We start from the raw sequence: 21003 nt of genomic DNA, 5'->3' as shown, positions 1-21003 counted from the left end.
CAAAATTTCTCTTGTCACCTGCTTATTATGTATATACATGTTTTGGCATAAGGAAAGGCGCAAAGCTGATGACCGGGAACAATTTTTCAGAGGAAACCCCATCCGCCGATGTCAGGCCGGTGCTTTGGCGCAATGCGCGCCTGGCGACGCTTGCGCCTGATAAAACGGGCCTCGGCATTGTCGAAAAGGGCGCCCTGCTCACTGAAAACGGCCGCATCGCTTTTGCTGGCGCAGAAAGCGACTTGCCGGCATCCGCTATCGAACGGTCCGAGATCGTCGACCTCGAAGGCCGCTGGGTGACCCCCGGTCTCGTCGACTGCCACACCCATATCGTTCATGGCGGCAATCGCGCCCGCGAATTCGAGATGCGCCTTGAAGGCGCGACCTATGAAGAGATCGCCCGCGCCGGCGGCGGCATCGTCTCCTCGGTGAAAGCGACCAATGCGCTGTCGGTCGAAGAGCTTGTGGCAGAGGCCATGCCGCGCCTCGACACCTTGCTTGCCGAAGGCGTGACCACGATCGAGATCAAATCCGGCTACGGGCTGAGCAGGATGGGTGAAATGAAGATGCTGCAGAGCGCGCGCCTGCTCGGTCATATCAGACCGATCCGCGTCGCGACCAGCTATCTCGGCGCGCATGCCACCCCGGTCGAATACAAGGGCCGCAACGGCGACTATCTCGATGACGTCGTCCTACCGGGCCTTGACGATGTGCATAATCTCGGCCTTGCCGATGCCGTCGACGGCTTTTGCGAGGGTATCGCCTTTTCCACGACCGAGATCGCCCGCGTCTTTGACAAGGCGAAGGCGCTCGGCCTGCCGGTCAAGCTGCATGCCGAGCAGCTCTCCAATCTCGGCGGCGCCAAGCTCGCCGCATCCTATGGCGCGCTTTCGGCCGATCACCTCGAATATCTCGACGAGGATGGCATTGCCGCGATGGCCGCAGCCGGCACCGTCGCCGTGCTCCTGCCCGGCGCCTTCTACGCCATCCATGAGAAGCAGAAGCCGCCGGTTGCGGCGCTGCGCCAGGCGGGCGTGCCGATCGCGATTGCCACCGATTGCAATCCCGGCACCTCGCCGCTCACCTCGATGCTGCTCACCATGAACATGTCGGCGACGCTTTTCGGTCTTACGGTCGAGGAATGCATCGCCGGCGCCACCCGCGAAGGCGCCCGCGCGCTTGGCCTGCTCGGCGAGACCGGAACGCTCGAAGCCGGAAAATCCGCCGATCTCGCGGTCTGGAATATCGAAAACCTTGCCGAGCTCGTCTACCGCATCGGCTTCAACCCGCTTCACGCGCGCGTCTTCAAAGGCGAAAGGAACGGCCGATGACCATCACGCTCCACCCGGGCTCTGTCTCGCTGAGAGACCTCGAAACCATCTATTGGACGGGCGAACCGGCAAGGCTCGATCCCTCCTTCGATACCGGCATTGCCAAGGCCGCCGCCCGCATCGCCGAGATCGCCGCCGGCAATGCGCCTGTCTACGGCATCAATACCGGTTTCGGCAAACTGGCCTCGATCAAGATCGACAGCGCCGATGTCGCCACCCTGCAGCGCAACCTCATCCTGTCGCATTGCTGCGGCGTCGGCGCGCCGCTGCCGGAAAATATCGTGCGGCTGATCATGGCGCTGAAGCTCGTCTCGCTCGGGCGCGGCGCCTCCGGCGTCCGGCTGGAGCTGGTGCGGCTGATCGAAGGCATGTTGGAAAAGGGCGTCATCCCGCTCATTCCGGAAAAAGGCTCTGTCGGCGCCTCCGGCGATCTTGCGCCGCTCGCCCATATGGCGGCCGTGATGATGGGCGAGGCCGAAGCCTTTTTCGCCGGCGAACGCCTCTCCGGCGCGCAAGCCCTGGAGAGAGTCGGACTGAAACCGGTCGTGCTCGCCGCCAAGGAGGGTCTGGCGCTCATCAACGGCACCCAGACCTCGACAGCGCTGGCGCTCGCCGGCCTCTTCCGCGCCCACCGCGCCGCACAAGCAGCGCTGATCACTGGCGCCATGTCGACCGATGCGGCCATGGGCTCTTCGGCGCCCTTCCATCCGGACATTCACACGTTGCGCGGCCATAAGGGCCAGATCGATACGGCCGCCGCGCTTCGCGCCCTGCTCGAAAACTCGGTCATTCGCCAGAGCCATATCGAGGGCGACGAGCGCGTGCAGGATCCCTATTGCATCCGCTGCCAGCCACAGGTCGACGGCGCCTGCCTCGACCTGCTGCGCTCCGTCGCCCGCACGCTTGAAATCGAAGCCAATGCGGTCACCGACAATCCGCTGGTGCTCTCCGACAATTCCGTTGTATCGGGCGGCAATTTCCACGCCGAACCCGTCGCCTTCGCCGCCGACCAGATCGCGCTCGCGGTCTGCGAGATCGGCGCGATCTCGCAGCGCCGCATCGCGCTGCTGGTCGATCCTTCCCTCTCCTACGGGCTTCCCGCCTTCCTCGCCAAGAAACCGGGCTTGAATTCCGGCCTGATGATCGCCGAAGTCACCTCGGCGGCACTGATGTCCGAGAACAAGCAGATGTCACACCCGGCCTCGGTCGACTCGACGCCGACCTCGGCCAACCAGGAAGACCACGTCTCGATGGCCTGCCACGGCGCCCGCCGTCTTCTGCAGATGACGGAAAACCTCTTTTCCATCATCGGCATCGAGGCGCTGACCGCAGCTCAAGGCGTCGAACTGCGCGCGCCGCTTGCGTCGAGCCCAGAGCTTGAAAGCGCGATTGCGGCGATCCGCAGCAAGGTGCCGACGCTTGATGTCGACCGCTATATGGCAAACGACCTCGCCGCCGCTGCCGAGCTGGTAGCGACGGGCGCGCTGAACGCCGCGGTTTCAAATGGTATTCTGCCGGTTTTGGAGGGTTGAGATGACCGCACCATACGAAATCCGCCAGGGCACCTCGGCTGTCATCCTCGGCTTTCCCCACACCGGCACCGACGTGCCGCCGGAGATCCATGACCGCCTCAACGACAACGGCAGGATCCTCGCCGATACCGACTGGCACATCCACCACCTCTATGACGGCCTGCTTGACAACGTCACGACGGTGCGCGCCACCTTCCATCGCTATGTGATCGACGCCAACCGCGATCCGGCGGGTGTCAGCCTCTATCCCGGCCAGAACACCACCGGCCTCGTCCCCGAAACGGATTTCGACGGCAAGGCGATCTGGAAGGACGGGCAGGCGCCCGGCGAGGCCGATATTGCGGCGCGGCTCCGGGACTTCCACGCGCCCTATCATGCGGCACTTGCTGCCGAGATCGAGCGCGTCAGAGCAATCCACGGCGTCGCAATTCTCTATGATTGCCACTCGATCCGCTCTCACATTCCCTTCCTCTTCGAAGGCAAGCTGCCGGATTTCAATATCGGCACCGATATGGGCAAGACCTGCGACAGCGCGATCGAGCAGGCGACGCTCACCGCCGTCGGAGCCGCCGAAGGTTATGACAGCGTGCTCAACGGCCGCTTCAAGGGCGGCTGGACGACACGCCACTATGGCCGACCCGAAACCGGCGTGCATGCGATCCAGATGGAGCTTGCGCAATCCACGCATCTGCAAACCGAGGCGGTGCCCTTCGCCTACGACACCGCCAAGGCAGAGCGCCTGCGCGTCCATCTCAAAGACATTCTGGTGCGTATCGAAGAGATTGCACCAGGCCTGAAACGCTGAAGATTGAAACCTGAGAACAGGGGAACCGTCATGAACAATCCACGCCACAACATCCGCGAAATCCGCGCACCCCGCGGCAACGATCTCAATGCCAAGAGCTGGATGACCGAAGCGCCGCTGCGCATGCTGATGAACAATCTCGATCCCGATGTCGCTGAAAACCCGAACGAGCTTGTCGTCTACGGTGGCATCGGCCGCGCCGCCCGCACCTGGGAGGATTTCGACCGCATCGTCGCGACGCTGAAGACGCTGACGGAAGAAGAAACGCTGCTCGTCCAGTCCGGCAAGCCGGTCGGCGTGTTCCGCACCCACAAGGATGCGCCGCGCGTGCTGATCGCCAATTCCAACCTCGTGCCGCATTGGGCGACCTGGGATCACTTCAACGAGCTGGATAAGAAGGGCCTTGCCATGTACGGCCAGATGACGGCCGGCTCGTGGATCTATATCGGCACGCAGGGCATCGTGCAGGGCACCTACGAGACCTTCGTAGAGGCCGGCCGCCAGCACTACGGCGGCAATCTCAAGGGCAAATGGATCCTGACCGGCGGCCTTGGCGGCATGGGCGGCGCCCAGCCGCTCGCCGCCGTCATGGCCGGCGCCTGCTGCTTGGCCGTCGAGTGCAATCCCGACTCGATCGATTTCCGCCTGCGCACCCGCTATCTCGACGCCAAGGCCGAGACGCTCGACGAAGCGCTCGAGATGATCGACCGCTGGACCAAGGCCGGTGAAGCCAAATCCGTCGGCCTGCTCGGCAATGCTGCCGAAATCCTGCCGGAAATGGTCCGCCGCGGCATTCGCCCCGATATGGTCACCGACCAGACCTCGGCGCATGACCCGATCAATGGCTACCTGCCGAAGGGCTGGACGATGGCCGAATGGAAGGCCAAGCGCGAGAGCGATCCGAAGGCAGTCGAAAAAGCCGCACGCGCCTCGATGCGCGAACATGTCGAAGCGATGATCGCTTTCTGGAACGCCGGTATTCCGACGCTCGACTACGGCAACAATATCCGCCAGGTCGCCAAGGAAGAAGGCTTGGAAAACGCCTTCGCTTTCCCGGGCTTCGTGCCGGCCTATATCCGCCCGCTGTTCTGCCGCGGCATCGGCCCCTTCCGCTGGGCCGCCCTGTCAGGCGACCCGGAGGATATCTACAAGACCGATGCCAAGGTGAGAGAGCTGACCCCCGGCAATACCCACCTGCACAACTGGCTCGACATGGCCAGGGAGCGCATTGCCTTCCAGGGCCTGCCGGCGCGCATTTGCTGGGTGGGCCTCGGCGACCGCCACCGCCTGGCTCTCGCCTTCAATGAAATGGTCAGGAACGGCGAGCTTTCCGCGCCGATCGTCATCGGCCGCGACCACCTCGACTCGGGCTCCGTCGCCTCGCCGAACCGCGAAACCGAAGCCATGAAGGACGGTTCCGATGCCGTCTCCGACTGGCCGCTCCTGAACGCCCTGCTCAACACCGCGTCGGGCGCCACCTGGGTATCGCTGCATCACGGCGGCGGCGTCGGCATGGGCTTCTCCCAGCACTCCGGCGTCGTCATCTGCGCGGATGGCACCGACGATGCGGCAAAGCGTCTCGAGCGCGTGCTCTGGAACGACCCGGCGACCGGCGTCATGCGCCACGCCGACGCCGGCTACGAGATCGCCCTCGACTGCGCCAAGGACAAGGGCCTGCGTCTGCCCGGCATTCTCGGGAACTGAGCCCCGTGAAGATCTTGCGCGCCAGCGAGCACAAGCGCATGCCCTGGAAAAACGGAAAAGGAGAGACGGTGGAGATCGCCGTCTTTCCGCCTGATGCTTCGATCGACGACTTCGACTGGCGCGTCAGCACGGCCACGGTCGCAGAGGATGGCCCGTTTTCGATCTTTCCCGGCATCGACCGAACGCTGAGCGTTCTGACCGGTGAGGGCATCGCCCTGTCGGTCGAGGGCACGGAAGCGGTCGAACTCAGGCCGCCTTCGGCACCGCACGCCTTTCCTGCCGACACTCGGACGGCGGCGCGCTTGCTCGACGGTCCGATCACCGACCTGAACGTCATGACGAGACGGGGTGCGTTTCGCCATAGCGTCAAGCGGACGACTTCCGACGACGATGTTCGGGTTGGGCCGAGCTCGGCGGCCGTCTTGCTCGTCGTAAACTCATATTGCCAGATCGTTCCCGATGGGGCCTGGCTCGAACCGCTCGACGCACTGCTGTTGGAACCCGATACCTCCGTGCGCCTTCGCTCGAATGGCCTGCTATCGATTTTCGAGATCGAGATTTCTTCAGAAGCTAAACGCTAGTTGGCAAACGCTTCCAGACAATCAATCGGCTCCTTGATTGTCTGGCGCAATTCAATTGAGGAGCGGCCGGCCTAGCCGAATGCGCCCGAAGATGGCGGGCAGATCATCGGCACACACCTCCCCTGCCGCATCAACAACCAATCAAAACTATCTGATAACAGATAATTATCTCCCGGCATCATTTCACGTAATCTATCGGCAATTCTCGCAAGCAGAGTGACATCCATCCTTCGGGGAAGCTCTCGAAGGGTTCGCGGGAGCTCCACGCTCCCATGTTCACTTCCACGCCGCGCCAAAGAGCGCCGCACTTCTGTTTGGAGTCATAAATGCTTTCGATCAATACGAGGTTAGCCCTGTCAGCCGCCTTCGCCGTGTTGCTTTCCGAAGCTGTCGCGGCAGCGGATCTGGACAACTCCTATGTCAAGGCACCTTATCCCCAGCCGACCGCCTTCGATTGGGGCGGCGCTTATATCGGCGGGCATGCCGGTGTTGCTTCCAGCCACCTCAATCCATTTTCCAATGGCAAGGGCCTCGCAGCCGGGGCGCAGGCCGGATACAATTTTCAGTTTGGTTCGGCGGTCCTCGGCGCCGAGGTCGAGGGCACCTACATGGGCGGCACCGATCAGAGTGTGCGCGGCGGCAAGCTGGACGAGCAATGGCGCCTGGCCGCTAAAGCAAAGGCCGGGATGGGCCTCGACAAGACACTCGTTTACGGCACCGCCGGTTATGCGATGACCAAATTCGAGAACGGCAACAACATCCGACGGAGCCCAGGCTGGGAGGGCGGCTACCTAGTCGGCGGCGGCATTGAGCAGGCTTTTGGAAACGGCCTTTCCGCAAAGGTCGAGTACAATTATGTCATGACCCCCGATGTCAAGACGACCACGAATGCCGGCACCACCCGCACTGATATAGACAGCCATGTGATCAAGGCCGGCATAAACCTTCGCTTCTAGAGCAAGTTCCGGCAAAGCACGAAGCGCTTGCCGGAATTATACAAAAACAAAAGGTTAGGCGGTGCAGCGTTTTCATGAAAAGCTGAACCGCCCTACAACATGATACCGGGAAAGTGTGAGCGGTTTTCGGGCGGCATCATGCTCTTACTATTTAATTTGGAATAGGATGATCCTAGGCGCTCGTGAACATGCGTCTCATCAATGCCGCACGAAGCAGGGCGCGTCCGGAACCGCACGCGCCCTGCGGCGTGAAAAAATATCTGCGAGGCTGAACCGGGCTGGGGACAGGCAGCAAGTTTCCACCGGAGCCGAAGCAGGCCAGTGAACGGAGCGCTGCCACCCTGGAACTCTATACCCTATTTTGGAACATCCGCTCGATCGAGCGCCGTATGTCGGTGCAGCCGCCTATCCAGCTATCGCGTGACGGGCAAAGAGCACCAGTATCAGGCACATCAAGAAGATCAGGACGGCACCGAACAACCTGTCCGATCGGGCTGGATCTGGAAGCTTCTGGCGGAAGGCATCCCGCAGTCGCGACAAATGGCTGAGCATATATCTCTCCATGAAATCCAATGCATGTCGCCCGAAAGTGTGCAGCGCTTTTGGGACAACGACATGCATAAAACAAAGACTTAAGACACCCATAGGGGTTCGTCGGGCGCAGTGAATCGATCACTCGCATTCGAGCTGCGGCCTACGGAAACTCGTGACGAACCATCGCGTCCCGGAGGCACGCGCGAAGAATGTGTAGAAGCACTCCGTTTCTTTGACGTAGCCGGGCGACTCGGAAAGCTCATAGCGTTCGCCATGGCGTGTCTGACGAATTTCGCCGCTGGTGGTGCCCGTCACCGCTTCCGTGTTGACGCGCCGCCATTGGTAGGCCCTTTGACCGACGCCGATCTCAACGACGTTGTCGGGTGGCCCATAGTCCAGTATCACCGCCTCCAACGGTCCCCCGACATAGTTCTTCATGATCTGCGATGCACAGCTTGCCAGCAGCGCAACGGCCGCCAAGGCGAGAAACGAATGCGTTCGACGTATTTTCCGTGGTGATTCCTGACACATAGCAGCGGCTCCAGTTGGTCTTGCGCTCGCTACGTGGTGAAGATTACGCGCGCATTACCGATTGGTGGCACGGCCGGCGTGCAGTGCGCCGATCTCCAGGCGCACTCGGAATCCGCCGTCGGTATCGGCAAATAACAACCGTCCGAAATGAAGTTCCATCGCCTTGAGCGCCAGATTGAGCCCGAGGCCTGCGCCTGACGAGCGTGTATTCAGCCGATAGAAGGGCTCCAGTACGCGGACCCGTTCGGCCGGAGGGATGCCTGGACCTTCATCGCAGACATCGATGAAGCCACGCGCATCGACTGAGACCGCAATAGTACCTTTGCATCCGGAATGATCGACCGCATTGCGGATCAGGTTGGTCACCGCAAGCTCTATCGTCGAGGGATAGATCACGAAGGATGCCTCGGCAGCACTTGGCTCGAAGAGGAAATCGTAACCCGCATCGATGACCTGAGGTGCGAGATCGGCAGCGATCCGTCCGACGAGCTCATTCAGATCGACCATCTGTGCAGTCTGAGAACCGGCACCGACCGCCTGCATGTCGAGCAGCTGATGCGCGACCCTGGAAAGACGGTCGATATCTTGCAGCAGCTGCCGGCTATCGGCGCTTTCCGGCAGAAGGTCTGCCCGGGTCCGCACGATCGCGATCGGCGTGCGCAGCTCGTGCGCGGCATCCGCCAGGAAACGGCTGTGCTGCTTGTAGCCGCGATCGAGCTTTGAAAGCGTATGATTGAACGCATCGACGAGCGGAACGATTTCGCTCGGCACTTTCGAAACCTCGAGGCGGGCGGACCGTGTTTCGAATTCGATCGCCTTCGCCTGGTTGGCCGTATCGACCAGGCCAGTCAGAGACCGGCCGATCGAATAGGGTGTGACGATCAGCGTTGCCGCGCCGCTGACGAGCAGGATCGGAAGCACCAGGATGGCCAGGATGACGCCGGTCGCCGGCACGACACCCAGCCAGAACCTCTTTGCATCGCCGCCCTTGGGAATATCGATGTCGAGATTGATCCAGATGTTGACGCCCTGGTTTTGCGCGCCAATGCGCTCGGTCGATCCGATGAACTGCAGCCGGCCGATCGGCGTGTCGCGATTGCCGACGGCCAGGCGCCCGCTCGGACTGGTCTTCACAAACGCCTCGTCAATGGACATCGGGAAGGTTTCGGTCAGTAGCTCCTTTGGAAACACGCCATGCTGGTAGAGATTGTTCCTGTCGTCCCGGATGATGAACCACAGATCGGGATATTCACGTTTCAATTCGGCAAGCTCCGGCGTCTCGATGACATTGAGCGCGCCGTCGGTCTGGCGTTCCACGTGCTTTATCAGCACGCGGACGATCGCTTCGTTGGTGTCTTCGAGTTCGGGATCGATGATCCAGACCCATCCGGCGAGCAAGGAGACGAACAACAGCAAAAAGCAGGCCTGAAGACCGATCAGGCGTCGCGTCAGTACCCATTTGAGCGAGCGGCCGCTGCGCAGTCTCATGTGCTGACCCGCAGCAGATATCCGATGTTGCGGACGGCGCGGATTTCGACCGACGCACCGGCAGCGCCAAACTTGCGGCGGATCCGTGAAACATGCGCGTCCAGCGCATTGGACTCGATCTCGTCATCGATCGTATAGACGGCGTCGACGAGCATCGACCGTGTGACGATACGGTTCGCGCGCCGGATCAGCGCCTCGACGACAAGATACTCCCGTCGAGCCAGGTCGATGAAGTCGCCGCCGACAGTAACTTCGTTGCTGCGTGGATCGACCGTCAGATTGCCGAGCGAAAATCGCTCGGCGGAAACGGTCGGCGAGCGTCTCTGCAGCGCGCGCAATCGCGCCAGCAGCTCCTCGATTGCAAAGGGTTTAGCGAGATAGTCGTCGGCGCCGCCGTCAAGCCCTTCGACACGTTGATCGACGCCGCCAAGTGCGGTCAGCATCAGGATCGGGGTAGCATTTTTTTGGAAGCGAAGCACGGGGATGAGATCGAGGCCTTCGCCATCCGGCAAGCGACGATCGAGCATGAGCACGTCATAGGTCCCCAGCCGGGCCATTAGTTCGGCGTCGGCGATCGTGCTCACATGGTCGACGATGATGTCGCGACGTCTGAGCGCGGTGATCAATGCCGCCGCCATCTCCGGCTCATCTTCAAGCAATAATATACGCAATGCGTGTCTCCGGATCCCCTGCCGCGGCGCTCATCCAGTGATATGGCGAAGGTTGCCCGAACATTACAAAAGCAAACGATCAGGAGACCGAATTACGCATGATTTTCACAATGGATATCCACCTGAATTGCAATGAACGTATCTCCAACTCTATCTGGTTGGCGAGCATCCCGTCGATGGATGAAGCGTCGGCATCAGCCAATCCAGTCGCAGGCCATGGACGTCATTCATCCTTTCGGTCTAAACTTTGCCTTTCTGATGCAGAAGAAGACCTAGACTGCCCGCCACGTTGGGTAGCAAGGGAGCAGGCGTGACGGATCCATACGATATTCTCGGCGTTGAACGCGATGCGAATGAGGCGCAGTTGAAGGCCGCCTATCGGCGTCTGGCCAAGGTCGCCCACCCCGATTCGGGCGGTGACACGGAAGCCTTCGATAATTTGCAGAAAGCCTATGGGCTGCTTCTCGATCCCGTCCGCCGCAAGGTTTACGACGATACCGGCTATGACGTCGAACTCGCCGACGCCGCCGAGTTGCAGGCGCTCGTCATAATCGAGAAGCTGGTCACAGACGCGGTACTCGACGAGCGCGCGCCCGGAAGTTTCGATCCCGTCGCCGTCATGCAGGAAAGCCTTTCCGAGGAACTGCGCAAGGCGCGGTTCAGCAAGAGCGAGCTGGAACGCCACTCCTCGCGCATCGGCCTGCATCTGGAACGGCTCGAAAAACAGTCCGGCCGCGATGTGCTCGCCCACATGTTCCGCGCCCGCATCGAAGCAATCGCCAAGGCGGTCGCGGAAACCGACGCGAAGATCAAAGCAGCGGAATGCGCCGCCGACATGCTCACCGGCTATGTCTACGATGTCGATCCGTCACCGCTGCCGGAGGCTTCGGTCGCCAATCTCGAATGGATCGAGACCTCCAGAAGCCGTTCCACCGGCTGACGCCCCGCAAGTATTAATAGGAAAGCTTCGGATACCAGTCCGCCGCCCGGCCTTCCGGAGTCGAATCGAGCACAGTCCAGAGCGGCATCAGATCGGGTGCACCACGCGGGTCCTCACCAGGATCGGCCGTCACGTTGCCCATCTCCTGGCTCCAGAAGTGGCGGATGGTGCCGTCGCGTCGCGTGAAGACGTCGAAAGCGGCATCATCGCCGCCATCTTTGCCGATGGCATGGTAGTCCCGGCTATAATCGCCCGTCAGATCAGAATAGAGCGGCAGGTGATGCCAGCCGCGCTCCTTCTTGAAGGCGAGCAGCCTTTCGATCGGCGAGCGGGCGACGATGGCAAGCGCGGCGCGCTGCTGGATATCGAGAGCTTCGCCGTCCCAGGCCGACAGTAGCGAGGTGCACATAGGGCACGGGCGCTCGCGTTGGGGTCCGAACATATAGCTATAGACGATCAGCGTCTCCTTGTCGGCGAAGAGCTCGCTGAAGCTTATCGGCCCGTTGACGCCTTCGAAGCGATAACCTTTCTTCACTTCGCCGCCCGGCGGCAGCGCCCGGCGCTGCACCGCCACGCGCTCGATGTGCCGGCGCAATTCGATCTCTTCCGCCAGCAGCGCGTCGCGGGCGCTGCGATATGCCTCGCTCTCATTGGGGAAACGCACGCCGTTCTTTGCCGCAAGCACGGCGGCGGGTACCAGATGCCGATTATCCATGACGATATCCTCTTTCTGTTTTGCCAGACGCGCGGAAGCCGCAAGTGGAATTCCAGCACATCATAGGGATGACGAACGGCGGATGCGAAAATCGACAGTGCCGATGCTAAAAATCCGCCTCGACGAAGCCGGAAAGCAAAAAGGGCGCTCGACCCTTTCGGGGAGCGCCCTTATCCTGTCGGACAGCGGACCGCTCGACGACGTCGATACCGTACGCATCCATTTTTCAGGCAGGGCCGGTATATGTACCTTCTGCATCACGGTTTCAAGGGTGATTGTGTTTTGCGGTCGTCTTCTCCGAGAAATGTCGCGGCCGCCGATATGGTTCCCGCAATGAAATACAGGATTTCCGATGGTTGACAGATTTCTGCAGCAAGGACCTCAGGACGCACGCTTCACGATCCTTCTTGCCCACGGCGCCGGCGCGCCCATGGATTCGGCGTCGATGACATCGGCGGCAGACGCGCTCGCCGGCGTCGGCTTCCGTGTCGCCCGTTTCGAATTCGCCTACATGGCCGCCCGCCGCACCGAGGAAAGCCGCAAGCCGCCGCCGCGTGCCGAAACGCTCAATCCCGAATACGAAGCGGCCGTTGCCGAACTTAACGCCAGCGGCCCTCTGATCATCGGCGGCAAGTCGATGGGCGGCCGGGTCGCCAGCATGATCGCCGACGATCTCCATGACAGGGGAAAGATCGCCGGCCTGCTCTGTCTCGGCTATCCCTTCCATCCGCCCGGCCAGCCGGAGAAACTGCGCACCGGCCATCTCGCGGGACTGACGACCCCCGCACTGATCTGCCAGGGGACGCGCGACGAATTCGGGACGCGCGACGAGGTGCCGGGTTACGATCTCTCCGACAGGATCGAGATCCTCTGGCTCGAGGATGGCGACCACGACCTCAAGCCGCGCAAGAAAATCTCCGGCTTCTCCAGCGCCGATCACCTCGCCACAATGGCCAAGGCAGCAAAGGCATGGGCCGAACGCCTGCCGGTTTAAAGCCGTGCGCCTGTCGCCGTCAGGCCGCCAGCTTCCTGACATCGATGCGCCGGTCGGTGGCGGAAACGGTGATTTCGAAGTGATCGGCCTGCACGACGTCCCGAATGTTGCGCGGCCGGTGCACGACGACGTTCACGCCGCCTCGCAGCCGGACACTATGATAGAGGATGCCGGCCTGGCCTTTTGAGCGCACCTGCTCGCCAAGCACCTGCGCTGCCGCGTAGCTGGTGCCGTCATAGATATCGGGCCGCAGCGTCTGTTCTCCGCGAATGTCGAGGTAGTCGCCAAGCAGGGTGGCCGAGTAGCATCTATAGGTGCGCGCCATCGTCGCCACCCCGCGCGCGACAACCTCGCGCCGGAGATGGTGGCCAACCTCGGCGGCAGCTGTCTTGAGATCGTCGGCCGCATACCAGGCGCCGAGATCGGGACCATTGAACCGCATGCCACCCGGCGCGACATGCAGGAACGACGCCATCACGATGCTGGCGTTCGCCATACCGTAAACCCATTCCGTCTCGGGCAACCGCTGGATGCGGTCGGCAACCAGACGGTCGTTGGTCCATCCGACGAGTTCCATCACCGCCTCGAGATCGGCCGCCCTCGTCACCGTATCAAAAAGCCCGATCGGCGGAAATTGCGACGGGATCAGCCGGTATGACGGACGCGGCGCCTGGGCGAAACGCTCGCTCACCGGAAGACAATGTCCGTGTCTTTGTAAGGCGTGAAAGCTTCGTCGAGCATGTTCGGCTGCATGTAGACACCGCCTCGCGCACCATCCAGGAACCGGCGTACCGTCATCAATCCGTCCTGGGTTCCGTTCGTCACGACATCGAGCGGCGGATGCCCGCCGAATATGGGCGCCTGATGCGGCATGCGCAGCCAGGCGACGGCGGCGCGTTCATCGGCAAAGAGCACCCCGAGTGCCTGATGAATGCCGAGCACGGCCGAGATCCGGGTCAGCGTATCGACATCGAGAGTAAAGGTGCCGTGCTCGCGCGCCTGTTTCGCCCAATTATGATAGGTCGACCGGGAGGGATAACCGAGCACGAGCAGACGCTGCTCTTCCGTCAGCCCCCAGAGATCGGCGATCGCCAGGAAGGTTCGCAAGGCCGGCGCGCTCAGCCTCCTGCGGTTTGCCGGGGCAAAGCGTTCGGTGTCGAGCCGCTGTGGCCCTTGGCCTTCCCGCTCCTGAGGTCGCGCATGCTGCATGAAAGCCACTCCTGTCCTGAATTAGACTTAGTCCAAATATGGGCATATATCAAGCCAATTTAAAGAATCGGCTCCGCCGCCGCTGCAACGATATCCTGCGAAAGGTAAGCCAGACGACTGTGCCGATCCGGTCACGGTTTGCCTGACACCTCACCTGCCGCCTCCCGGATCGTCTGCATCAGGATTGATTGCGGCGCCGACGGCACGGCGTCGGCGCGCATCGTCAGCCCGACCGGCCCCTTGGTCTCACCGGTATCGACCGGCAGGAGCGCCAGCCATCCATCGGCGACATCGGCGGCCACGACACCATTGGAAATGATCCAGATCGCATCGCTTCCCCTGAGGAAGGCGCGACCAAAGGAATCCGACACTGTCTCGATCTGGTTCGGCAGGCTGGAGACGCCGTTGGCGATAAGGAAATTTTCGACCACCGGCCGGATGATCGAACCCCGCGTCGGCATCAGCACGGTGTAATTCGCAAAGCCGGCAAAGGGCGATTGCCTGCCGTCGAGTAGCGGATGGCCGGCACGCACGGCAAACACCACCTGCTCGGAATAAAGATGCTCGAAGGAAAAGCCCGCCATCTTCTCCGCTCCCGCCAGGCGCCCGACGACGAGGTCGAGATCTCCGACGCGAAGCTGCTCCAGCAGCACGGCATTCTCACCGGTGACGATCTTCACCCGGCTCCGTGTTCCCTCTTTGAGGAAGAGTTCCATCGCCCGCGGCATGATCCGTGAGGAAACCGTCGGCAGAGCGCCGATGCGGATCGGCGGCGCATCGGCGAACTGTTCCTGGGAGACGGAATCGAGTCCTTGGCGCAACGCCGTCAAAGCCGCCCCAGCGTGGCGCAGGAAGACCTCGCCGTAACGGGTAATCTTGATGCCCCGGCCGTCGCGCTCGAAGACGCTGACACCCAGCACCTGTTCCAGCTCGCGGATCGTCTTCGTCACCGCCGGCTGGCTGACATGCAGCAGTTCTGCCGCCTTCATGACGCTCTTTTGCCGCGCCACCTCGACAAAGGTTTGCAGATGGCGAAACTTGACGCCGCTGTCGATCATCGCTCACATAACTCCGGGGTTATCGAAAAGCCTGAAAATATCATTTTACTTAACCGGATCAAACATTCAAATTTGCCGTTCAGGAGGAGAGTGACGTGCAATTCGCCCGAATAAACGACGTGACGATCCATTATCAGGTCATCGGCGCACCCGCCGACAGACCGGTCATCGTCTTTGCCAATTCGCTCGGAACGGATTTTCGCATCTGGCGCGATGTCGTGGTGCGGCTCGCCGGCGAATTTGCCATCGTGCTTTACGACAAGCGCGGTCACGGCCTTTCCGATGTCGGCCAGCTCCCCTCATCGATCGAGGACCATGCGACCGATCTCGCCGGCCTGCTCGATCTTCTGTCGGTGAAAAAAGCCGTCGTCTGCGGCCTCTCGGTCGGGGGCCTCATCGCCCAGTCGCTCTATCAGCGCCGACCGGACCTGGTTGGCGCCCTTATCCTCTGCGACACCGCCCACAAGATCGGCACATCAGAGAGCTGGAACACCCGCATCGCCGCCGTGGAAAAGGGTGGCATCGGCAGCATCGTCGATGCCGTCATGGAGCGCTGGTTCACGCCGGCTTTCCGCAGGCCGGAGAACACCGCCTATTCTGGTTATTGCAACATGCTGACGCGCCAGCCGGTCGAGGGATACCTGGCCGCCTGCGCGGCGATCCGTGATGCCGATTTCACCGAGGCGGCCAAGACAATCACTGTGCCGACAATCTGCATCGTCGGCGACCAGGACGGCTCGACGCCGCCTGATCTCGTGCTCTCGACCGCGAAGCTTATTCCCGGCGCGCGTTACGACGTCATCCCAGATTGCGCACACATTCCCTGCGTCGAGCAGCCGGAAGCGCTGACGGCGGTCATCCGCGCCTTTCTCACCTCTCTTCCGTCAGGAGAAACCCGCTCATGAATGAAGACGCGCCCTCCTCCGAGCGCTACATCAAGGGCATGTCGACCCGCCGCGCGGTGCTTGGCGACGCCCATGTCGACCGCGCCACGGCAGCTGTGACGGAGTTCGACCGTCCCTTCCAGGAACTGATCACCGAAGCCGCCTGGGGCCATGTCTGGTCGCGCCCGACGCTGACCAAGCGCGAGCGGTCGATCGTCACGATCGCCCTGCTTGCAGCGCTTGGCCAGGACGATGAGGTCGCCATGCATGTGCGCGCCACCGCCAATACGGGCGCCTCTCGCGAGGATATCTGCGAGGCGCTGCTGCATGTCGCGATCTATGCCGGCGTTCCCGCCGCCAACCATGCGATCAAGATTGCCAAGCAGGCCTTTGAACAAATGGACGCCGAACAGGCGGCCTGAGGGGGATAGATGTCCGAACGACCAAACCGCAAGCCCGAAACCGGCGCCTTCTTCGCCAGGGATCGCGCCTGGCATGCGCCGGCGCTGACGCCGGGCTACAAGACTTCCGTGCTGCGCGCGCCGCAGCGCGCGCTGCTTTCTCTTGACGGCACGATTTCCGAAATCACCGGCCCGGTCTTCGGCCATTCGATCATCGGCGAACTCGACAACGACCTGATCCTGAACTACGCGCGCCCCGGCGAAAGCGCCATCGGCGAGCGGATCATCGTTCATGGCCGCGTACTTGACGAGCGTGGCAAGCCCGTCGCCGGCGCTCTGGTCGAGTTCTGGCAGGCCAACGCCGGCGGTCGCTATCGCCATAAGAAGGAAACCTATCTCGCGGCGATCGACCCGAATTTCGGCGGCTGCGGCCGCGCCATCACCGACGAGGAAGGGCGCTATCATTTCCGCACCGTCCGCCCCGGAGCCTATCCCTGGCCAAACGGCGTCAACGACTGGCGCCCCGCCCATATCCATTTCTCGATCTTCGGCCACGGTTTTGCCCAGCGCCTCATCACCCAGATGTATTTCGAGGGCGATCCGATGATCTGGAAATGTCCGATCGTCGGCACGATTCCCGACAAGGCGGCGATCGAGCAGCTGATCGCGCCGCTCGACTGGGGCAATACCATTCCGATGGATTCACGCGCCTATAAATTTGATATCGTGCTGCGCGGCCGCCGCTCGACGATGTTCGAAAACAGATTGGAGGGCAACTGACCATGCAGCAGCTCGGCTATCTCAAGGAAACCCCTTCGCAGACGGCAGGTCCTTACGTCCATATCGGCCTGACGCCGAATTTCTGCGACATATCGGGCGTCTACGACACCGATCTCGGCACTGTGATGGTCAACGAGAAGACGCTCGGCGAACGCATTACCGTCACCGGCCGCATCTTCGATGGCGCCGGCGCATTGGTGCGCGATGCCGTCGTCGAGATCTGGCAGGCCGACAGCGCCGGGCTCTACAACAGCCCGTCCGAAATGCGCGGCGCCGCCGACCCGAATTTTTCCGGCTGGGGCCGCTGCCCAACGCGTGCCGAAGACGGGGTCTACAGTTTCGAGACCATCAAACCCGGCCTCGTTCCCTTCAAGGACGGTCGCAGACAAGCCCCGCACATCACCGTCTGGATTGTCGCCCGCGGCATCAATATCGGCCTGCAGACACGCATGTATTTCCCGGAGGAGGCCGAGGCCAACGCTGCCGATCCACTGCTATTGCGCATCGAACATCGCGAGCGCGTCGCAACGATGGTCGCCACGCGCGACGGCGCGACTTGTCATTTCGACATTCATCTGCAAGGTCCAAAGGAAACGGTGTTTCTGGATATTTGAGGGCATGCTGGCGGCTTGTTCGGAGAGCCCTGTGCAAGTAGCCTCCCCCTCACCCTACCCTCTCCCTGAGGGGAGAGGGGACGTGCCACAGAGATCACTTGCCCAGAAGGCGCCGCCGCCCCAAGTCCTTTCTCCCAACGGGAGAAGGTGGCGGCAGCCGGATGAGGGGGTCGCAACCGCAAACCGAGACCATTATGACCGCATCGCCCTTCGACCACCCCTTCCTCGCGGGCCTGCTCGGCGACGATGAAATCGCCTCGTACTTTTCCGCCGAGGCCGATATCCGCGCCATGCTCTCCTTCGAGGCCGCGCTCGCAAAAGCCGAAGCCGCACATGGTCTCGTTCCTGGCGAAGCGGCACGGCGCATCACCGACACCTGCGTCGCCTTCTCGCCTGACGTGTCCGGTCTCCGCTCGGCAACAGCGAGGGACGGCGTCGTCGTTCCCGACCTCGTCAAGCAGTTGCGCGCCGCCGTCGGCGAGGAAGCAGCAAAAAGCCTGCATCTCGGCGCCACCAGCCAGGATGTCATCGACACCAGCCTGATGATCCGACTGAAGGCTGTCACCTTCCTATTTGCCGGCCGGCTTTCCACCATTGCCGCAGGGCTCTATGCGCTCGACCACAAGTTCGGCCACAACCGCCTGATGGGTCATACCCGCATGCAGCCGGCGATCCCGATCACCGTCTGCGACCGCCTCAACGCTTGGCGCGCGCCGCTGGCGATCTATCGCGACCGCCTGACCGAGCAAAGTTTTCCTGTCCAGTTTGGCGGCGCTGCCGGCACACTGGACAAGCTCGGGCCGCAGGCGGCTGCCGTCCGCGCCTCGCTCGCCCAGGAGCTCGGCCTCACCGATGCACCGCAATGGCAGAGCGGGCGTCTGCCGATCGCCGATATTGCCGGCCTGTTTTCCTCGATATCGGGCAGTCTCGGCAAGATGGGCCAGGATATCGCGCTGCTCGCCCAGGCCGGCAATGAGATCGAAATCGCGGGCGGCGGCACTTCCTCGGCCATGGTGCACAAGCAAAACCCGGTTTCCGCCGAAGTCCTGGTCTCGCTCGCCCGTTTCAACGCCACAGCACTGTCGGGCATCCACCAGTCGCTCGTCCACGAGCAGGAACGCTCAGGCGCTGCCTGGACGCTCGAATGGCTGCTGCTGCCGCAAATGACGATGGCGACCGCCGCCAGCCTTCGCCTCGCCGGCGAACTTGCAGGAAATATCAAAAGGCTAGGAACCGCCTGACGCCAGATCTTCATGCATGGTCGGAAACCGGCTATGCAGGATGTGATAAAATCAGGAGCAGTCCCGTGACCTTTCCTCTCTTCGATCTTTCCGGCCGCCGCGCCCTCGTCACCGGCTCCAGTCAGGGTATCGGCCATGCGCTGGCGCTCGGACTTGCCGAACATGGCGCTTCCGTCATCATCAACGGCCGCAATGCGCAGAAGGCGGAAGCCGCTGCCAAGGCGATCCGCGAACACAAGGGCCATGCCGTCAGCGCCGCCTTCGATGTTACCGATGCCGAAGCGAGCCGCACCGCCATTGCCTATATCGAGGCGGAAATCGGCCCGATCGACATCCTCGTCAACAATGCCGGCATGCAGTTCCGCACGCCGCTTGAATCTTTTCCGGTCGATAAATGGGACGAGATCTTCAAAACCAATGTCTCCAGCCTGTTCTACGTCAGCCAGCCGGTCGCCCAGGCGATGATCTCACGCGGCCGCGGCAAGATCATCAACATCGCCTCCGTTCAGGCCGAGCTCGCCCGCCCCGGTATCGCTCCCTATACGGCGACCAAAGGCGCGGTCAAAAATCTCACGCGTGGCATGGCGACGGATTGGGCGAAGCACGGCCTGCAGGTCAACGCCATTGCGCCGGGCTATTTCAAAACACCGCTCAATCAGGCACTCGTCGACGATCCGAAATTTTCCGCATGGCTTGAGAACCGCACACCCGCCGGTCGCTGGGGTGAGGTGAAGGAACTGGTCGGCGCGGCCGTCTTCCTGGCCTCAGACGCCTCTTCCTTTGTCAACGGCCACATGCTGATGGTCGACGGCGGCATCACTGCCTCGCTATAGTCCTCGTCATGAATGATATTGCAGCGTTGCTTAGCCGTTGCGACGGCAATTTGCTTTTTCGATCGCGCGCAACCATCTAATAGGCATGACTTGCGGGAAAATGTTCCACCCCCCAGCAGCCCATTTACCGAAAACCAACCATGCTGGGTTGCTTTCCGAGGCGAAAGCCGATTGCTTAGGAAAATCTACTTCTTCTTCCGCTAGCGGTTAGGAGAATGAAAGGGGACACAGGCAAACCCGTGGAATTCTACTGCTTCGCATCGAGACTGACTACGACTACGATGGCGAAGCGGGAAGGCCGGTTTGAAGAACGATGACGACAGAACTGTTTCAAGTTAAATTTTGGGGTGTCCGCGGCAGTATTCCCGTATCGGGCCCCGAGTTCGACCGCTACGGCGGTAACACTTCCTGCATTGAAATCCGCTGTGGAAACCGCCGGATGATCTTCGATGCGGGTTCCGGCCTGCGCGAGGCCGGACTGTCGCTGATCGCCGAAGGCGTCAGTGACGTCGACCTGTTCTTCAGCCACTGCCATTACGACCACATCATCGGCCTGCCTTTCTTTAAGGCGATCTATTATCCCTCGATCAACGTCAACATCTGGTCCGGTCATCTCGACGGCAAGATGAGCACGCGGGAAATGGTCGAGCAGTTCATCAGCCCGCCCTGGTTTCCAGTCAAGACCGATATCTGCCAGGCGACGATGAACTTCCGCGATTTCCATCCTGGTCAGGTGCTAAATCCCCACGAGGGCATCGTGATCAAGACCTTTATGCTGAACCATCCGGGCGGCGCCATCGGCTACCGCATCGAATGGCAGGGCCGGTCGGTCGCTCTCATTTATGATATCGAGCATATTCCCGGCGCTTACGATCCGGTCTCGCTGGAGATGATGCAGGACGCCGATCTCGTCGTCTACGACTGCACCTACAATGAAGACGAGATGCAGCGCTTCAAGGGCTTCGGCCATTCCACCTGGCAGCACGGCACCGAGCTTGCCAAAATGGCGAACGCCAAGCGCTTCGCCCTGTTCCACCACGCGCCCTCCCGCACCGACGAACAGCTGGCCCAGATGGAAGCGCAAGCGCAGGCCGCCTTCCCCGAATCCTTTGCCGCCCGCGACAATCAGACGGTTGTGATCTAGGCTGCAGGCGGGCGCGACCAAGGTGTTCACCGACGTGAAATCCGGTAAGAGCATGGA

General features: G+C 61.7%; 22 protein-coding genes. 15 read left to right on the top strand and 7 right to left on the bottom strand.

Translation table 11 applies throughout. The features are described 5' to 3' along the window. The first annotated feature begins 68 nt into the window (after nucleotides 1-68). From hutI to EFQ99_RS02370, 6 genes are all read left to right on the top strand, one after another. Nucleotides 69-1331, top strand: coding sequence for an imidazolonepropionase (gene hutI / locus EFQ99_RS02395; RefSeq protein WP_126919056.1), 1263 nt, complete (start codon nucleotides 69-71; stop codon nucleotides 1329-1331). Next, nucleotides 1328-2863, top strand: coding sequence for a histidine ammonia-lyase (gene hutH / locus EFQ99_RS02390; protein ID WP_126919055.1), 1536 nt, complete (start codon nucleotides 1328-1330; stop codon nucleotides 2861-2863). The genes hutI and hutH overlap by 4 nt, the downstream gene beginning before the upstream one ends. A 1-nt stretch (nucleotide 2864) precedes the next feature. Next, the gene (gene hutG, locus EFQ99_RS02385) at nucleotides 2865-3668 is read left to right on the top strand and encodes an N-formylglutamate deformylase (RefSeq protein WP_126919054.1); all 804 of its coding nucleotides are present in this window, start codon (nucleotides 2865-2867) and stop codon (nucleotides 3666-3668) included. A 30-nt stretch (nucleotides 3669-3698) separates the two neighbouring features. After that, nucleotides 3699-5372, top strand: coding sequence for a urocanate hydratase (gene hutU, locus EFQ99_RS02380; protein ID WP_126919053.1), 1674 nt, complete (start codon nucleotides 3699-3701; stop codon nucleotides 5370-5372). Nucleotides 5373-5377: 5 nt separating this feature from the next. Beyond that, the gene (locus EFQ99_RS02375; protein ID WP_126919052.1) at nucleotides 5378-5953 is read left to right on the top strand and encodes a HutD/Ves family protein; all 576 of its coding nucleotides are present in this window, start codon (nucleotides 5378-5380) and stop codon (nucleotides 5951-5953) included. A gap of 326 nt (nucleotides 5954-6279) precedes the next feature. Continuing rightward, nucleotides 6280-6909 (top strand): outer membrane protein, encoded by a 630-nt coding sequence (locus EFQ99_RS02370; RefSeq protein WP_126919051.1) that lies wholly within the window; start codon nucleotides 6280-6282, stop codon nucleotides 6907-6909. A 672-nt stretch (nucleotides 6910-7581) separates the two neighbouring features. On the opposite strand, the gene EFQ99_RS02365 is transcribed toward EFQ99_RS02370, so the two are convergent. The 3 genes from EFQ99_RS02365 to EFQ99_RS02355 form a co-directional block, all read right to left on the bottom strand. Beyond that, on the bottom strand, nucleotides 7582-7881 hold the full coding sequence (locus EFQ99_RS02365) for a hypothetical protein (protein ID WP_245441425.1): 300 nt from the start codon (nucleotides 7879-7881) through the stop codon (nucleotides 7582-7584). Between the two features lie 147 nt (nucleotides 7882-8028). Further along, a complete protein-coding gene (locus EFQ99_RS02360; RefSeq protein WP_126919049.1) occupies nucleotides 8029-9462 on the bottom strand; it encodes a sensor histidine kinase in 1434 nt (477 codons plus the stop codon). Continuing rightward, nucleotides 9459-10133, bottom strand: a complete 675-nt coding sequence (locus tag EFQ99_RS02355) for a response regulator transcription factor (RefSeq protein WP_126919048.1) — start codon at nucleotides 10131-10133, stop codon at nucleotides 9459-9461. The genes EFQ99_RS02360 and EFQ99_RS02355 overlap by 4 nt, the downstream gene beginning before the upstream one ends. Nucleotides 10134-10443: 310 nt before the next feature. On the opposite strand from EFQ99_RS02355, the gene EFQ99_RS02350 reads away from it, so the two are divergent. Then, complete coding sequence (locus EFQ99_RS02350; RefSeq protein ID WP_126919047.1) at nucleotides 10444-11073, top strand: J domain-containing protein; 630 nt, start codon at nucleotides 10444-10446, stop codon at nucleotides 11071-11073. Between the two features lie 13 nt (nucleotides 11074-11086). Here EFQ99_RS02350 and EFQ99_RS02345 read toward each other — a convergent pair whose 3' ends face one another. Continuing rightward, a complete protein-coding gene (locus EFQ99_RS02345; protein WP_126919046.1) occupies nucleotides 11087-11788 on the bottom strand; it encodes a DUF899 family protein in 702 nt (233 codons plus the stop codon). Between the two features lie 352 nt (nucleotides 11789-12140). Between EFQ99_RS02345 and EFQ99_RS02340 the strand changes: the two genes are divergently transcribed. Beyond that, nucleotides 12141-12782, top strand: a complete 642-nt coding sequence (locus EFQ99_RS02340; RefSeq protein WP_126919045.1) for an alpha/beta hydrolase family protein — start codon at nucleotides 12141-12143, stop codon at nucleotides 12780-12782. Nucleotides 12783-12801: 19 nt separating this feature from the next. Here the strand turns inward: EFQ99_RS02340 and EFQ99_RS02335 are convergent, their stop codons facing one another. The 3 genes from EFQ99_RS02335 to pcaQ form a co-directional block, all read right to left on the bottom strand. Beyond that, a complete protein-coding gene (locus EFQ99_RS02335) occupies nucleotides 12802-13473 on the bottom strand; it encodes an RES family NAD+ phosphorylase (RefSeq protein WP_126919044.1) in 672 nt (223 codons plus the stop codon). Further along, nucleotides 13470-13991 carry an MbcA/ParS/Xre antitoxin family protein gene (locus EFQ99_RS02330; protein ID WP_126919043.1) on the bottom strand — a complete coding sequence of 174 codons (522 nt, stop codon included), beginning with the start codon at nucleotides 13989-13991 and terminating at the stop codon, nucleotides 13470-13472. The genes EFQ99_RS02335 and EFQ99_RS02330 overlap by 4 nt, the downstream gene beginning before the upstream one ends. A gap of 131 nt (nucleotides 13992-14122) precedes the next feature. Continuing rightward, nucleotides 14123-15049 carry a pca operon transcription factor PcaQ gene (gene pcaQ, locus EFQ99_RS02325; protein ID WP_126919042.1) on the bottom strand — a complete coding sequence of 309 codons (927 nt, stop codon included), beginning with the start codon at nucleotides 15047-15049 and terminating at the stop codon, nucleotides 14123-14125. Nucleotides 15050-15144: 95 nt separating this feature from the next. Here pcaQ and pcaD point away from each other — a divergent pair, with 95 nt between their 5' ends. The 7 genes from pcaD to EFQ99_RS02290 all read left to right on the top strand — a co-directional run bounded on the left by pcaD (nucleotide 15145) and on the right by EFQ99_RS02290 (nucleotide 20946). Then, nucleotides 15145-15954, top strand: a complete 810-nt coding sequence (pcaD, locus tag EFQ99_RS02320) for a 3-oxoadipate enol-lactonase (RefSeq protein WP_126919041.1) — start codon at nucleotides 15145-15147, stop codon at nucleotides 15952-15954. Beyond that, nucleotides 15951-16355: a 4-carboxymuconolactone decarboxylase gene (gene pcaC, locus EFQ99_RS02315; protein WP_126919040.1), complete on the top strand. Its 405-nt coding sequence runs from the start codon at nucleotides 15951-15953 to the stop codon at nucleotides 16353-16355. Before pcaD ends, pcaC begins: the two co-directional genes overlap by 4 nt. 9 nt (nucleotides 16356-16364) lie before the next feature. Then, entirely contained in the window at nucleotides 16365-17114 is a 750-nt protein-coding gene (gene pcaH / locus EFQ99_RS02310) for a protocatechuate 3,4-dioxygenase subunit beta (protein WP_126919039.1), read from the top strand. Nucleotides 17115-17116: 2 nt separating this feature from the next. Further along, on the top strand, nucleotides 17117-17728 hold the full coding sequence (gene pcaG, locus EFQ99_RS02305) for a protocatechuate 3,4-dioxygenase subunit alpha (protein WP_126919038.1): 612 nt from the start codon (nucleotides 17117-17119) through the stop codon (nucleotides 17726-17728). Between the two features lie 194 nt (nucleotides 17729-17922). Further along, nucleotides 17923-18969 carry a 3-carboxy-cis,cis-muconate cycloisomerase gene (locus EFQ99_RS02300; protein WP_126919037.1) on the top strand — a complete coding sequence of 349 codons (1047 nt, stop codon included), beginning with the start codon at nucleotides 17923-17925 and terminating at the stop codon, nucleotides 18967-18969. Nucleotides 18970-19034: 65 nt separating this feature from the next. After that, nucleotides 19035-19802 carry an SDR family oxidoreductase gene (locus EFQ99_RS02295; RefSeq protein ID WP_126919036.1) on the top strand — a complete coding sequence of 256 codons (768 nt, stop codon included), beginning with the start codon at nucleotides 19035-19037 and terminating at the stop codon, nucleotides 19800-19802. A gap of 313 nt (nucleotides 19803-20115) precedes the next feature. Continuing rightward, nucleotides 20116-20946: an MBL fold metallo-hydrolase gene (locus EFQ99_RS02290; protein WP_126919035.1), complete on the top strand. Its 831-nt coding sequence runs from the start codon at nucleotides 20116-20118 to the stop codon at nucleotides 20944-20946. Nucleotides 20947-21003 lie beyond the last annotated feature (57 nt).

It is taken from the genome of Rhizobium vallis (assembly GCF_003985155.1).
GTDB lineage: Bacteria > Pseudomonadota > Alphaproteobacteria > Rhizobiales > Rhizobiaceae > Rhizobium > Rhizobium vallis.
The sequence above is the reverse complement of the archived record's forward strand: the minus strand, read 5'-3'. Positions and strand labels throughout refer to the sequence as shown.

What these genes read in the sequence shown, in the direction of transcription:
- hutI (WP_126919056.1), top strand. Translation starts at nt 69, where the DNA reads ATGACCGGGAACAATTTTTCAGAGGAAACCCCATCCGCCGATGTCAGG.
- hutH (WP_126919055.1), top strand. Translation starts at nt 1,328, where the DNA reads ATGACCATCACGCTCCACCCGGGCTCTGTCTCGCTGAGAGACCTCGAA.
- hutG (WP_126919054.1), top strand. Translation starts at nt 2,865, where the DNA reads ATGACCGCACCATACGAAATCCGCCAGGGCACCTCGGCTGTCATCCTC.
- hutU (WP_126919053.1), top strand. Translation starts at nt 3,699, where the DNA reads ATGAACAATCCACGCCACAACATCCGCGAAATCCGCGCACCCCGCGGC.
- EFQ99_RS02370 (WP_126919051.1), top strand. Translation starts at nt 6,280, where the DNA reads ATGCTTTCGATCAATACGAGGTTAGCCCTGTCAGCCGCCTTCGCCGTG.
- EFQ99_RS02365 (WP_245441425.1), bottom strand. Translation starts at nt 7,881, where the DNA reads ATGAAGAACTATGTCGGGGGACCGTTGGAGGCGGTGATACTGGACTAT.
- EFQ99_RS02360 (WP_126919049.1), bottom strand. Translation starts at nt 9,462, where the DNA reads ATGAGACTGCGCAGCGGCCGCTCGCTCAAATGGGTACTGACGCGACGC.
- EFQ99_RS02345 (WP_126919046.1), bottom strand. Translation starts at nt 11,788, where the DNA reads ATGGATAATCGGCATCTGGTACCCGCCGCCGTGCTTGCGGCAAAGAAC.
- EFQ99_RS02340 (WP_126919045.1), top strand. Translation starts at nt 12,141, where the DNA reads ATGGTTGACAGATTTCTGCAGCAAGGACCTCAGGACGCACGCTTCACG.
- EFQ99_RS02330 (WP_126919043.1), bottom strand. Translation starts at nt 13,991, where the DNA reads ATGCAGCATGCGCGACCTCAGGAGCGGGAAGGCCAAGGGCCACAGCGG.
- pcaQ (WP_126919042.1), bottom strand. Translation starts at nt 15,049, where the DNA reads ATGATCGACAGCGGCGTCAAGTTTCGCCATCTGCAAACCTTTGTCGAG.
- pcaC (WP_126919040.1), top strand. Translation starts at nt 15,951, where the DNA reads ATGAATGAAGACGCGCCCTCCTCCGAGCGCTACATCAAGGGCATGTCG.
- pcaH (WP_126919039.1), top strand. Translation starts at nt 16,365, where the DNA reads ATGTCCGAACGACCAAACCGCAAGCCCGAAACCGGCGCCTTCTTCGCC.
- pcaG (WP_126919038.1), top strand. Translation starts at nt 17,117, where the DNA reads ATGCAGCAGCTCGGCTATCTCAAGGAAACCCCTTCGCAGACGGCAGGT.
- EFQ99_RS02300 (WP_126919037.1), top strand. Translation starts at nt 17,923, where the DNA reads ATGACCGCATCGCCCTTCGACCACCCCTTCCTCGCGGGCCTGCTCGGC.
- EFQ99_RS02290 (WP_126919035.1), top strand. Translation starts at nt 20,116, where the DNA reads ATGACGACAGAACTGTTTCAAGTTAAATTTTGGGGTGTCCGCGGCAGT.